Origin of the sequence: Mesorhizobium sp. B4-1-3 (assembly GCF_006439355.1) — a bacterium.
In the GTDB taxonomy this organism is placed as follows: Bacteria; Pseudomonadota; Alphaproteobacteria; order Rhizobiales; family Rhizobiaceae; genus Mesorhizobium.
Map to the genome: position 1 here is coordinate 1 of NZ_VFTG01000029.1, position 13,366 is coordinate 13,366.

The 13,366-nt window shown below is 64.8% G+C and carries 10 protein-coding genes; 5 read left to right on the forward strand and 5 right to left on the reverse strand.

Features of this window, described 5'->3' with window-relative positions:
- From FJW06_RS30405 to FJW06_RS25655, 4 genes are all read left to right on the forward strand, one after another.
- Window positions 1–334 (forward strand): hypothetical protein (locus FJW06_RS30405; RefSeq protein WP_210238996.1); only part of this gene is annotated, 334 nt, incomplete at its 5' end.
- A 23-nt stretch (window positions 335–357) separates the two neighbouring features.
- Complete coding sequence (locus FJW06_RS25640) at window positions 358–2,907, forward strand: caspase family protein (protein ID WP_140755791.1); 2,550 nt, start codon at window positions 358–360, stop codon at window positions 2,905–2,907.
- A 437-nt stretch (window positions 2,908–3,344) separates the two neighbouring features.
- Complete coding sequence (locus FJW06_RS25650) at window positions 3,345–4,445, forward strand: OmpA family protein (protein WP_140755793.1); 1,101 nt, start codon at window positions 3,345–3,347, stop codon at window positions 4,443–4,445.
- 40 nt (window positions 4,446–4,485) lie between these two features.
- Window positions 4,486–5,691: a caspase domain-containing protein gene (locus FJW06_RS25655; protein ID WP_140755794.1), complete on the forward strand. Its 1,206-nt coding sequence runs from the start codon at window positions 4,486–4,488 to the stop codon at window positions 5,689–5,691.
- Window positions 5,692–5,709: 18 nt separating this feature from the next.
- Here the strand turns inward: FJW06_RS25655 and FJW06_RS25660 are convergent, their stop codons facing one another.
- A complete protein-coding gene (locus FJW06_RS25660; RefSeq protein WP_246674839.1) occupies window positions 5,710–6,270 on the reverse strand; it encodes a hypothetical protein in 561 nt (186 codons plus the stop codon).
- 190 nt (window positions 6,271–6,460) lie between these two features.
- On the opposite strand from FJW06_RS25660, the gene FJW06_RS25665 reads away from it, so the two are divergent.
- A complete protein-coding gene (locus FJW06_RS25665) occupies window positions 6,461–6,997 on the forward strand; it encodes an OmpA family protein (RefSeq protein WP_181178561.1) in 537 nt (178 codons plus the stop codon).
- A gap of 63 nt (window positions 6,998–7,060) precedes the next feature.
- Here the strand turns inward: FJW06_RS25665 and FJW06_RS25670 are convergent, their stop codons facing one another.
- From FJW06_RS25670 to FJW06_RS25685, 4 genes are read right to left on the reverse strand one after another with little or no spacing between them, the layout of a single operon-like run.
- Entirely contained in the window at window positions 7,061–9,490 is a 2,430-nt protein-coding gene (locus FJW06_RS25670) for a M23 family metallopeptidase (RefSeq protein WP_140755797.1), read from the reverse strand.
- Window positions 9,487–9,981 carry a DUF1036 domain-containing protein gene (locus tag FJW06_RS25675; RefSeq protein ID WP_246674842.1) on the reverse strand — a complete coding sequence of 165 codons (495 nt, stop codon included), beginning with the start codon at window positions 9,979–9,981 and terminating at the stop codon, window positions 9,487–9,489. The genes FJW06_RS25670 and FJW06_RS25675 overlap by 4 nt, the downstream gene beginning before the upstream one ends.
- 9 nt (window positions 9,982–9,990) lie before the next feature.
- Window positions 9,991–12,483 (reverse strand): protein kinase, encoded by a 2,493-nt coding sequence (locus tag FJW06_RS25680; RefSeq protein ID WP_140755799.1) that lies wholly within the window; start codon window positions 12,481–12,483, stop codon window positions 9,991–9,993.
- On the reverse strand, window positions 12,480–13,259 hold the full coding sequence (locus FJW06_RS25685) for a PP2C family serine/threonine-protein phosphatase (protein WP_140755801.1): 780 nt from the start codon (window positions 13,257–13,259) through the stop codon (window positions 12,480–12,482). The genes FJW06_RS25680 and FJW06_RS25685 overlap by 4 nt, the downstream gene beginning before the upstream one ends.
- Window positions 13,260–13,366 lie beyond the last annotated feature (107 nt).

The window sequence follows — 13,366 nt, forward strand, 5'->3', positions numbered from 1 at the left end:
CTCCAGATTACCGAATCTGGAAACCCATGAATCACACATCACCGCAGAACTGAATCCTGAATGTCGATTGGTCCTAGTCGATCGCCGGATCTCCGACGGGTCGGCGCGACGTTTACTTCTCGGCGTATGTCGGCTTGCCGTCAGCGTTCTCGCAACGATTGACGGCGACGGACGTGCCCAGGTCATTGCGGCGCTTGGGCCTCTGGGTTATTTTAGTAATTTATTGGATACGCGACCTGCCCTGCCATCGCAGGCGCGGTTCCTTGCCGTCTTGGCAGATTGTGAAGTCTTTAACAGACCACGATGTCGCAAGCTGCGTTCTTGTGGCCGATAGGTTATAGCAGTTAGGGATTTGCCATGCTGCGATGCTGCGCGCTGATTGCAGCCTTGATCCTCGTGGGCCTCACGACGGTGCAGGCCTGCGCCGATCGAAGGGTTGCCCTTGTCATCGGCAATTCCGAATACCGCGAAATCCCGGCGCTCAAGAATCCCGACAAGGATGCCGAGGATGTGTCGAACACCTTGCGGCTGGCCGGCTTCGATGTGTTCGTCGCCAAGGACCTCACCAAGCTCCAGTTCGAGAAGGAGTTCCGCAATTATCTCGCGGCGGCTGACGGCGCGGATCTGGCGGTCGTCTATTATTCCGGTCATGGCTTTCAGATCGGCGGCGAGAATTTCCTGATCCCGGTCGACGCGTCGCTGAAAGACGCGGCCGACATCGAGGTCCAGGCGGTCAAGCTCGACGATGTCTTGCAGCAATTGCGCGCCAAATCGAAGATCCAGGTGATCATCCTCGATGCCTGCCGCAACAATCCGTTCCCGCGCAAGGATTACTGGTTGCGCGACCAGTTGATCGCGGCCGGCGGCACCGGCCTTGCCCAGGTGAAGAGTTCACTGAACACGCTGATCGCCTTCGCCACGGAACCCGGCGCCGTCGCCTATGACGGATCCGGCGATCTCAGCCCGTTTTCATCCGCCTTCTCCCGCCGCGCGCTGGCGCCGAACCAGGAGATACGCTCGGTCATGGCGGCCGTGCGCCGCGACGTGGTCAAGGCCACCAAGGGCGCGCAGGTTCCGTGGGAGAATTCCTCGCTGATCGACGAGGTGGTGCTGATGCGCCGCGCCAATCGGCCGGCTTTGCCGCCGGTGCTGGAAAAGACCGTGCCGTCGGGCGTCGGACCGGTCGCGCTCGACCTGCCGGTGCCGGTCGATGTCGATGGCGGCGCGGTCACCATCAGCATCGAAAGACCGCCGGCGCTGGGGCGTCTGGTCCTGGACGGCAAGCCTGTCGCAACGGGCGAGCCGATCGAGGGCAAGGACCTGCCGCGGCTCGCTATGGATGTGCCGAAGAGCGCCGACGCCGAGGACCAGGTCGACATGCTGGCCTACGCCACCCATGACGAATGGGGCGGCGGATCGCAAGGCATACTGGTGTTCCGGGTCAAGAATGGCGAGGGTGCCGCAGGCAAGCAGCTGGTGGCCTCGTTGGAGTCGGAGCAGAAACAGGAGGTGGTGGAGCGCGGCATCCACATCGCCGGCGCCGCCGAGGCGATCGAGAACCGCGACGTCAAGGTTCCCGTCGGCGTCGGCCCCGTCCCGCTGAAGCTGGATTTCCCGACCAAGGACCCGGCTGTAAGCGTGAAGCTTGCGAGCTATCCGGCAACCGGCACGCTGTCCCTGCCGGATCGGACCCTATCGCCGCAATCGAGCCTGATGGCCGATGAAGTCGATCAGCTGCGCTACGAACCTCAGATAGGCACGGTCCAGCCGTTGATAGTCGGTGTCGAAATCAGGTCCGACAACACACCGTCAAAGCCGGCGACGATGAAGCTGTCGCCCGCCGTCGATCCGTGCGACCAGAAGGCAGGCGAACCTTTGGACTTGCAGGGCGTCGTCCCCGGCCTGTTGCCGAATGAGATCGGCGCCGGGGCGGTGGAGGCCTGCCAGGCAGCGGTGAACGCCTATCCTGACGTCGCGCGCTTCCACTACGAACTCGGGCGCGCGCTGCTCGCCGCCGGCAAGGTCGACGAGGCGAAGAAGGCGATACAGGAGGCCGCCGACAAGGGACATGTCCGCGCGGTGTTCGAGCTCGGCTATCTCAACGCGACCGGCACCGGTATGCCCGCCAACCGCAAGCAGGCCAACACTTTTTACGCCGCGGCGTCCGAGAAGGGCGACCCCTATGGCATGACCTCATGGGGCCGGGCCTTGTTCAACGGCTACGGCGTCGATCGCGATACCGGCAAGGGGCTTGACCTGCTGCTCAAGGCGGCGGCGATGGGCCATACTTACGCGATGAACGATCTTGCGGCGATCTTCACCGAAGGCCGCAACGGCGTGCCGGCCGATCCGGAGCGCGCCGTGGCTTTCCTCAAGGCCGGTGTCGAGCGGCAGGACATGTATTCGATGAACCTGCTCGGTCGCAATTATCTCGCCGGCACGGGGGTCGAGAAGGATCCCAAGACCGCGCTCGCGCTGTTCCAGAAGTCCATGGATCTCGGCCAGCCCTATGCTCCCGGCAGCCTTGCGCGCATGTACAGAGACGGAGTCGGCGTGCAGCAGGATCTGGCTGAAGCGCAAAGGCTATTCGAACTGGCCACCGACCGGGGCGATCAGTCGGCTGCGTATGATCGCGCGGCGCTGGAGATGCAAAGAGGCGACAAGGCGGACCAGGCGGTAGCAGTGCGCTATCTTGCTTTCGCGGCCGCGCTCGATCTTCGCAACGAGATTCCGGACGCAAAGGCGACGCTGACGAAATTCGGGGCGAAGGCGAAGACGGCGGCTCTGAAACAGATGCGTGGGGAGCTGAAATCGAAGATTTCTGCGGACGGCTCGTTGGATGATCAACTGGTCAAGACGGCCAGGGCGGTCTGGGAACAAGCCAACCCGCGCCGGGACTTGTTCTGATCAGTAAGGAGGCAATGTGGTGGGCTGGGCATCGAAACACGCAATAGTCGCAACAATCCTATCCGGTGCTCTCGCAGTGGCGGGATGCACGACCGTGATGCCTAGGGTCGAGCCGGCCCCGGCGGCGAAGCACAGGACGAAGGTGGTCCGCACGACGACCGCGCCGAAAGTCGTCAAACGCAAGAAAGTCACCGCCAAGAAACTGATCAAGCCCGTTCAGACCGAAACCGCGCCTCTCATTGCACCGTTGGGCGGAAGCGGAGGTAGCGGTGGAGGGGGCAGCGGCGGTGGCGGAGGCGGCGGCTGGGGATGAGCATTTGATAGCCTCGGCGAGTCGCTCATCCAGTCCGCCGTAACCGCTCGCCAAGCTGGGGCAAGTGCTCTATGCTCCCGCCACGTGCCGGTATCGAGATCGGGTTGTCCTGGCGGGGCGTTCCATGTTCGAAGTCGTTGCATTCTGGCAAAAACTGCGGACCAAGGCCGCGGCGTTTGACCTGATCCTTGCCGCGCTGCTTGGCCTGCTGGTCTTCGGATCGCAGCCCGCGAGCGCCGCGCCGAACTGGACGCTTGATCCGTCCGCCTCGGTGCTCACCTACCAGTCGGTCAAGAAGAACACGATCGTCGAGACCAACAAAATCAGGAACATCACCGGCACGCTGAGTTCCGCCGGTGATACGAAAATCAGCTTCGACCTCAATTCCGTCGACACCGGCGTCGATCTGCGCAACGTCCGCATGCGCTTTCTGTTCTTCGAGACATTCACCTATCCGACGGCCGAGGTGACGGCGAAGGTGGATCCCGCGGCATTCGCCGACCTGCCGACCAAGCGCCGTATCAAGACGACCTTGCCGTTCCACCTCAGCCTGCATGGCGTCAGCAAGGATTTGGAGGCGAGCGTCGTCGTCACCATGATCAGCGACACCCAGGTTTCCGTCGCCTCGGAAGCGCCCGTTGCCGTCCATGTCGAGGATTTCGGGCTTCTGCCCAACATCGACAAATTGCAGCAGGCCGCCAATGTGACCAACATCGTGCCGACCGCGTCGGTATCGTTCGATTTCGTCTTTACCGCCGATGGCGGCAAGCCGGCCGCCGTGCAGACCGTTGCGGCATCGACCACCGAGGTCGGTCCCGTCGCCACCGATGCGGCGAAAGCCAATTTCAGCGACGAGGAGTGCCTCAACAGGTTTGCCGTGCTCTCGCGCACCGGCGCGATCTATTTCCGCCAGGCAAGCGCAAGGCTTGACGCGAAGAGCCGCCCGCTGCTGGCGGAGGTCGAGGGCGTGGTCGGCAAATGCCCGACGCTCAAGGTCGAGGTGTCGGGCTACACCGATTCCGACGGATCGCCCGAGGCGAACAAGGCACTCTCCGAACGGCGGGCCAAGGCGGTCGCAGACGCGCTGATTGCCGACGGCGTTCCGCTCAACCAGCTGAGTTCCGCCGGCTATGGCGAGGACAAGCCGGTCGCGGCCAACGACACACCCAAGAACAAGGCGCTTAACCGGCGGATCGAATTCTCCGCCACGAAGCTCGCCAACTGAGGTGGCGGTGAGTTCCGTTCCGATTGCCTTTTGCAGTGGCATGTTTCGCGCCGCGGGGCTTGTGGCGCTTGCCCTGCTCTTGACGTTGACGGCCGCAAGCGCCGAGCGACGTGTCGCGCTGGTGCTCGGCAACTCGCAATATCAGCACGCGGCGGCCCTCGCCAATCCGGCGCGGGATGGGCAGGCCATGGCCGAGCGGCTCAAGGACCTCGGCTTCGAGGTGGTTTCCGGCTTCGACCTCACCAAGCAGCAGACGCAGGCCACGGTCGCGCAGTTCGCAAAGCAGGTGCGGGGCGCCGAGATCGCGCTTTTCTTCTATGCCGGCCATGGCCTGCAGGTATCCGGCAAGAACTATCTGCTGCCGGTCGACGCCGCGCTGGAGGACGAGACCTCGCTCGACTTCGAGGCCGTGTCGGTCGATTTCGTCCTGCGCCAGATGTCGCGTGAGACCAGCATAAGGCTGGTGTTCCTGGATGCATGCCGGGACAACCCGCTTGCCGACGTGCTGGCCAAGGCCACCGGCATCAAGGGCGCAAGCAGCGGCCTTGCCGAAATCCCGATCGAGAATGGCGGCGCCGGCACGCTAGTCGCTTTCGCCGCCAGCCCGAACCAGCTGGCCTATGACGGTTCGGGTGATCACTCGCCTTTCACCACGGCGCTGCTCCAGCATATCGGCGAATCCAACGTTTCCATCACCGAAGCCATGAACAGGGTGACCAGCGACGTATTCAAGGCGACCGCCGGCAAGCAGCGCCCTTGGATCAATGTCTCGCTGACCACCGAGGTCGTGCTGCATAAGGTCGATCTCAACGCGCCGCTGATCGTCGGTGAGGCGAACCCGCCGCAGGCCGAAGCCGGTTCCGAGACGCGCAACACCGGCGCGGCGCCCGGTCAGGCCGTCGACCAGCTTGCTCTCAATGCGCTGCGCGAAAAGATCCCGAAGCTCGCGACGGACGAGCCGATCCTTTTCGATCGCCCGGTCAAATTCGGCGACCCGGCGATCGACGGCAAGAGCATAGCCCAGTTGATTACGGGGGAGCCGCTTTTCAGCCCGGTCGAAGGCCTCGACAAATCGGTCTGGCAAGGCAAGCACTGCGACGGCTGTCACCAGTGGAACGAGACCCGCCTGTGCGATCAGGCTAAGAATTTTGCCGCCAATGACGTCTCCGTTCTGCGCCTGCAGCATCCGCTCGGCACCCGCTTCAAGGTCGCTTTGGCCAAGTGGGCGCAAGGCGGCTGCAAATGATTGTCAAGCTGCTGTAGTCTAATACGCGCCGACCGATGGTCGTTGCGCTTCCATCTCCACCATCTGGATGCCCATCCCGACGAAGGCGGAAAGCACGCCAAAGCGGTCCGCGGTCGAGACGCGCGCCAGCCCGGCCAGGATCCCGGCGTTGACCGCGTGGGCGGCGGGAAATCCGGTCGACAGCATGTCGAAGAGCGGGTCACGCCACGCCGCCGACAGGGCGATCCATGCAGCCGGCGTGGCCGGCGACGGATCGACCGCGCTGCTCAGCGCCGCCCGATGGCGAGGATTGCCGGGTTCGCTCACCCAATCGCTGACGAGCGCCAGCAGTTCGAGATCGCTTTCGCCAAGCAACTCGGTGAGATTGCTCAGGCATTCATGCCCCCACCACACCCCAGCGCGCTCGGGCAGGAGGTAGGCGCAGAACGTGACGGCTTCCTCCGGCACGCGCCCGGCGAGCAAGGCGCGGCAGAATTCCAGCGGGGGTTGGGCAGCAGCCGGCGATTTCATGTCCCGGGCGATCGCGGGACAGGCGAGAAACAGATCCTTCGCCGTTCTGTATCCGAGTTCATTGGCCATGGCCGCCACATCCCAGAACCGGCAGAACAACACTCAAGCCCGCGGCTGCATGCCGGTCAAGCCTCCACCTCTATCAGGCGGAAGCCACTGGCAACGTGCGCTTGTTCACAGACAATCGTTTCGGGATTTGATATAGTCCGCGCCAGCAAAGACCCGTTCAAACAGGCCCGTTCTAACAGGAGTGACGGTCATGCGGTGGGGCAGCTCAGCCTTGGCATTGGCGGCCGTGCTTTTTTCAACGCACGTTTACGCCGATCCGCTTCAGAAATCGGAAGACATCGTGAAATTCTTCGCCGGCCAGGGCAATCTTGGCGCCTCGCGCGGCATCTGCGTCGGCACCGAGGAAGAATGCAAGAGCAAGGCCGAGAAGAACGAGGCGCCGCCCCAAAAGGCCGGCCTCGACATGATGATCAATTTCGCCCTGGATTCGGCCCAGCTCGACCAGACAGCGCGCGCGGAGCTGGACGAGTTCGCCAAGGCGCTGAAGGACAACCGGCTGAGCACGCTCAGCTTCGTCGTCGAGGGCCACACCGATGCGACCGGCACGGATCGCTACAATCAGGACCTGTCGCAGCGAAGGGCGCAATCGGTAGCCGCCTTCCTCGAAGCCAACGGTGTTGAATCGGCGCGGCTCGAAGCGATCGGCCTCGGCAAGTCGCACCCGCGTGTCGCCAATCCCTACGATCCGGTCAACCGCCGCGTGGAAATGCGGATCAGGACCGAATAGGCCGCCGGCGCGGTCGCCGGCCGGCTCATCACGACGTGGCGGACGGCAGCGCTCTCTGTGGGGCTAGCCGGGTTCCAGCGTCTCCTGGATGGAGCCTATCAGCGCGGTGATCGCCTGCTTGTATTTTTCGAATTCCGGGGAGGTTTGCCGGACTTCGGTCGTGGTCGTCGCCGGCTGACTCTGATCGGTCACCACGCGCGGCGCTTTCTGCCCCATTTTCCGCTCGGCCCAGTCCACGACGTAGCTCGCGGTCTTGCCGGTCAGGAACGGATTGGCCTGGATCACCGCCGACCCGAGCACCGCGCTCAGCTGCGTCGAGCCGGGCGCCGCCAGGACCTGGGCCGCGCCTTCCATCCCAAGGAAATGACAAAGATAGAGGCGGCCAGCGGTAATCTGGTGGCCCCGGGCGCGCAGATAGGCTTCCCCTTCGCGTGCGAGGTTGCGCACCATTTCGCGCGACAGCGTCGCGTCGTAGCGAAGCGCGAGCAGATCGGCCGTCGAAAGCGACCGGGCGAGGTCGGGCCGATAGGTGTTCATCATCCGGATCCAGGTCTTGGAAATGAACTGGCCGGCGCCGGTCGCCGAGGAAAGCGGGTTCTTGGCCCGCGCGCTGCCGCCGCTTTCGACATGCACGATCCGGTCTGTCAGCGTCTCGACCGCGGCATCGCCGGAGCCGCCGGAATTGACGGAAACGGCGGTGGCGACTGTGGTGACCGTCCCCAGCGGGTCGATCGCCTCGCCGTTCTGATAGAGCTCGAAATGCAGATGCGGTCCGGTCGAAAGACCGGTTGTGCCGATATAGCCGATGACGTCGCCGGCCTTCACCTTGGTCCCGACGCCGCTGGCGATGGCGAATTTCTGCATATGCGCGTAGCGCGTCTCGCGGCCATTGGCATGCGTGATCTTCACCAGATTGCCATAACTGCCGCCGTCGCCCTGGAAGGAGATCTCGCCGTCGAAAGCGGCCACCACCGGCGTGCCGACCGGCGCCGCCCAGTCGACGCCCTTATGGATGCGCACCGTGCCCAGGATCGGATGCTTGCGCGGGCCGAAGGTCGAGGTCATCACCCCGGCGACCGGCGTGACCATGCCGTTGGTAACGGTGAGCGACCGCACCTGATCGTCGCCGGTCACGCAGGCATACTGGCCGTCGCTCTGCTGGAAGACGAAACAGTCGAGGCTCCTGTCCGCGCCCTGAACGCCGACATAGAGCACCCGTCCGGAGATCTCGCCTTGGCCGCGCGGCGTCTGCGAATAGATCAGCACCAGGCGCTGGTCCTCGCTGGCGAAGGCGTCGAGATCCTGCCCGCGCGACAGATACATGATCGCCTCGCCGATGACGCTGGTCGGCACCTTGTTGCGCGCAGCTGTCGAATAGATCGCGTCGAGCAGGCGATACTGCCGCTTCGGCCCGCCTTGGTCCGAGGCGCCGGAATAGTTGAACAGATCCTCGCGGACCCAGGGGTCGACGCCCGACACGAAGGCGCCGGCCGCGTTGCGCGTCAGCGTGCCGACATAGACGTTCCTCGCATAGACGGAAACCTGCATCAGCGACATGGTCGTCGTCTCGCGGGTGGGTCGGAACCCGCGCATGGCCACGACAAAGCCGGACTCCAGCCCGTCGCGGTTGAACAGCGACTTCAGCGCCTCGCCCGCCAGCTTCGCGTCCTCGGCGGAAAAATGCGCATCCAGCGCCACGCTCTCCAGGCTGCGATCGTTGAGGATCTTCACGAACGTGTCCTCGGTCGCTTCGAAGCGCTGATATTCGCTGGTGACGGTCGCGACGGTCGTGTTGTTCTCGATCGCGGTTTTCTTGAAGGCCGGGAGCGCCGCTTCGCCCTGGTCGATGGTCTCGCCCCAGCCGGCCTCGGGGTCGTCGGCGTCTGCCTTGGGCGCTGAGCCGGCGTCGCCCTCGTCCGGCGCCGCCTGCAGGTCGTTCTCGAGGTCGCCCTGTTGATCGTCCGGCGCCGCGGCTGGAGCGGGCAGGGCCGGTTGCGCATCGCCCGGCGCCGTCGCCGAAGGCTTCGGCGCGGCTTGCCGCTGCGCCTGGAAGAAGGCGAAGTCCTCCTGCGTCGACGGGATCGTCGTCATGAACTTCTCGCTGGCGCTCAGCATCACGTCGGACAGGATTTCGATCTGCGGCGAGGCGCCCGAAGTGTCGAGCTCGGCCGGGCGCGCGACGGTCTTGCCCTTCGTCGCGGTGTCGGCATCGGGCGCCAGCGTGATCCACATCGGATCGCCGGCCAGATCGATGATCGCCGGCACATAGACCGAGGCATCGGGCGGCACGTCTTCCATGCCTTCGACGGGATGCAACTCCTCGTCCTCGTCGCCGAACGACCAATAGTCCCTGGTCAGATAGAAGCCGGTGGCTGAAGCGATGACGGCAAGCGCGGCAAGGCCGGCAAGCGCCCGGCGCCAGAGCTTGCGCCGCCGCTCGGCCAGGCGCGCCAGCTTCTTCTGCTTGAAGCTCGTGTCGATCGTGTGCGTCACGGGCTGCTTCCGGTCAGGAAATAGGTCCAGCGCACCTGCTCCTGAGTATCGACCTCGACGAAGCGCGCCGCGATATGGCCGCGCTGCCAGCATTCCTCGATGCCGCGGATCGAGAAGCGCCTCCGGTCGATGCACATCTCGGTCGACCCGTTCAGGATCGCGTGGCCGAAGACGTCCGTCGCGTAGAGATAGATGTAGCGGTTTGTCAGCTCCTCGCGGATGACGTTGACGCACTGGTTGGCGCCGATCGTCCACCAGCCGTCGGTCTGGTCGGCATTGTCGACCTTCTGTCCGACGGCGAGATTGACGACGTCGAGCGTCTGGTTGCAGACGGTGAATTCGGCATGCGCCTTGCCGGGCGAAAGGATCGAGAGCAGCGCCGCTCCGAGCAGCGCCCCAAGCGTCATGCGGCCCGGCAACGGCAATCGGGGCCGGCTACGCTGCTTGCGTGGCCAGGACTGCCTCAAGATACGCAGGATGCGAAGGCCCATCGGTTCATGCTATCCGCCAAGCCGGAAATAGGTGGCCGTGGCGGAGAACTGCGATCCGTCGGCCTCGATCTCCTCGAGTATTCTGGGCAACAGCTCCGAGGCCGGCGTCGGCCTGGAGAACATGGCGGCCTGGATGTCCTTGGGCCCGGTGATCACCAGCATGATCTGCGGCACCGCCTTGCCGGTCGCCTTGTCGGTGGCGGCGAGACCGATCGGGATATTGAAGGTCACCTTATCGGTTTGCGGCACCATGCGGTCGTTGAGGTTGAAGGCAACGCCCTTATGGTCAATCAGCATGATGTTCGAGACAAGCCCGCCGCCCGTATAGAGCGCGCCACTGACCGGCGAGCCGTCCGGGATCGATGTTCGGTCCAGCACAAGCTGCGGCTTCTCGGCCGAGCTACGGTCGAGGAAGCGGAGGAAAGTAGGCACGCCGCACTGGGACAAGGTGATGAGGCGCACGCTGATGTCCGGCTCGATATGGAACCTCGTCTGGAAATCATTGAGCAATTGTTCGAAGGGCTGGACCGCCGTTCCGTATCCCTCGATCGTCGGGGCGGCGCCAGGTCCCGACGTCACATTCGCGTAGAAACAGCTGCCGCCGCTGAAGTCGCGCACCCAGGAACGTTGGTCTTTCCACTTGGACATGTCATCTTCCGCTGATGGAAGCGCCGGCTTGGGCACGTTGATGGCGACGTCGGTATCGGGCTGCCTAGTCGCCGGTTGTTGCGGTTGCTGCGCTGGTTTTACTGGCGTGGTCGGCATTTCCGGCTGGCTGGCTGTCGGGGTCTGCGCCTTCGGCTCGGCCGGCTGAGGGATTGGCTGCGCCGATGCCTGGCTTTGCGAAGCCGGGGAGGCCGCCGGCTTGGGCAACTTGGAAAGCTTGTCCACGAGGTCTTTCACGCTGGGCTTGGCCGCCGGCGGATTTGCCTCCTGCGCCGGCTTGTTCTCAGCCGTCTGGCTCGGTTCCGGCGCCTTGACCGCCGGCTCGCTTGCCGGCTGCGCCGGCTTCTGGCTTTCCGTTGGCGCGGGAGCCGGCGCAGGCGACTGTTGGATCGGGGGCTGCACGGGTTTGGTCTCGACCTGAGGCATCTGGCTTTTGGCCTCGCTCTCCGGCTGAGCGGCAGGCGGCGTCGGCTGCTCGACCGGCGTCTTGGTCTCCGCATCAGATTGGGCAGACGGCCTCGCAGTGTCAGGTTTGGGTGCTTCCGGCTGAGGCGCGGCCGGCACCTGAGGTCTCCGGGCCTCCGGTTGCTGCGCTTCGGCCACTGGTTTGGCCGCTTCGGCGACCGGCTTCGGCGTCAGCGGCTTGGATTCTTCCGCCACCGGCGGGGGCGCCCGCACGCCGCTGAAATAAAGGCCGGCTGCCGCCAGAATAGCGAGCGCTGCGGCGCCGCCGGCGATGGCGGGCATCCGCGAAACCTTTTTGGGCGCAGCCGGCCCGGGCGCGCTGGCCGGAGGGGCCGGTGGCACGGGCCGTGGCTCCGACAGATATGCCGGGCGCACATGCTCGACGAAGCGCGGCTCGCCCTGAGGCACCGGCGGCTGGGGTTTGGAGTCAGGTGGCGCTGTCCAGCCGGCGCGCGGCAGGCCGGAGCGTTCGCGTGCGCCGAACGGCACCGGCGGCGGCAATGTCGGCTCGAGATCCTCGCCGCGCGTCGCCCGGGCGATCTCGGCCATGCTCGCCGGCCGGTCGCGCGGATCCGGCTGCAGCATGGCTTCGAGGAGCTCGTGGAAATCGGGATCGATATCCGACAGGTCCGGCACGGTCCGGCGTTTCTCGATGATCTCATATTGCGAGCCGCTCATGTCGAGCGGCTTTCCGCGCAGCGCCGCGGCCAGCACCAGGCCGAGGCTGTAGATGTCGGATTGCTCGCTGACTTCGCCGCCATAGAGGCCGAGCTGTTCCGGCGAGACGTAATTGTATTTGCCGGCGAATTTGCCGCCGATCAGCGTCTCGCCGCCGACGGTGGCCGACCGGGCGATGCCGAAGTCGATGATCTTGGCGCGCTCGACCCGGCCGCCGGGCAGGATGATATTGTCCGGCGAGAGGTCGCGGTGCACGGCGCCCGCCTGGTGCACAGCGCTCAAGCCAGAGGCGAGGCGATGGCAAAGCCGGCGCACGTCCTCTGCTGGCATCGGCCCGCGCCGCATGATGTCGAACAGCGATTGGCCGTCCACGAACTCCATCGCGAGATAGGGGCGGCCGATCCGCGTATCGATCGTGAACACGTGGTAGCGCACCACCGCGTCATGCGAGAGATGGTTCAGGATCGATGCTTCCTTGCGGAACAGCGACAGGATCGTCTGGTCGCGGGCGAATTCGGGCAGCACGATCTTGATCGCCACATGGTCGCCGGTCTGGATGTTGTGGCCGCGGTAGACTTCGCCCATGCCGCCGGAGGCGATCCGCTCGTCGAGTTCGTAGATCCCGCTGAGTTGTGTGCCGACGCCAGTATAGGTGATGTTCGTCGACAGCCGTGTCTTGTCGTCGTCGCTCATCTGACCAGGCCCTCCGCTCCGGACCGATCCGAATGGTGCGCGCCGCTATGCCCGCTGCCGATCTTCACGAGTACGATGGTCACATTGTCGGTGCCGCCGCGCGCCAGCACCATGTCCAGGAGGGTCCGGCAGGCCACTCGCGGCGTGGCGGACTTGACCGCGGCCTCGATCTCGGCATCGCTGACATGCGCGGTCAGTCCGTCGGTGCCGAGAACGAAAACGTCACCCGCCGTCAGCTCGCCCTGCTGGAAATCGATCTCGAGTTCGTCGCTGACGCCGACCGCATGCGTGATCACATTGCGGCGCGGCCAGTTGCGCGCTTCCTCGGCACTGATCATGCCGCGGTCGAGCAATTCCTGCACTTCGGTGTGGTCCTTCGAAACCTGGAAGATCGAGCCGTTGCGCACGAGATAGATGCGGCTGTCGCCGGCCCACAGGCAAGCGAAGCGTCCATCCATGGCAAGCAGGGCCGCGAAAGTGGAGCCGATGGTGATGCCGCGCGAGCGCGATATGTCGCGGATCTCGGCGTTGGCGCGGCTAAGCCGATCCTCGAAGCGGGCGCGAAGGTCCGGCGCGGAGCTCGCAATGCCGATTGTCGCCAGGTGGTCGACGATGCTGGCCGAGGCGACTTCCCCGGCCTCATGCCCGCCCATGCCGTCGGCCACCACCCAGAGTCCGGTCTGCGGTTCGATGAGGTAATTGTCCTCGTTGTGGTCGCGCACGCAGCCCTGGTGGCTGACGCCGAAGCTGTCGATGGGGAGGGCGACAGTGCTCAATTTGCCACCAAGCGCTCAGCGAGCGTCCTCTGTGACCAGCCATGGGCCGTGTGCCCAGGCCACTTTGCCACAAGCGTGTAGATTAGAGTATCGAAATGCAATGCGGG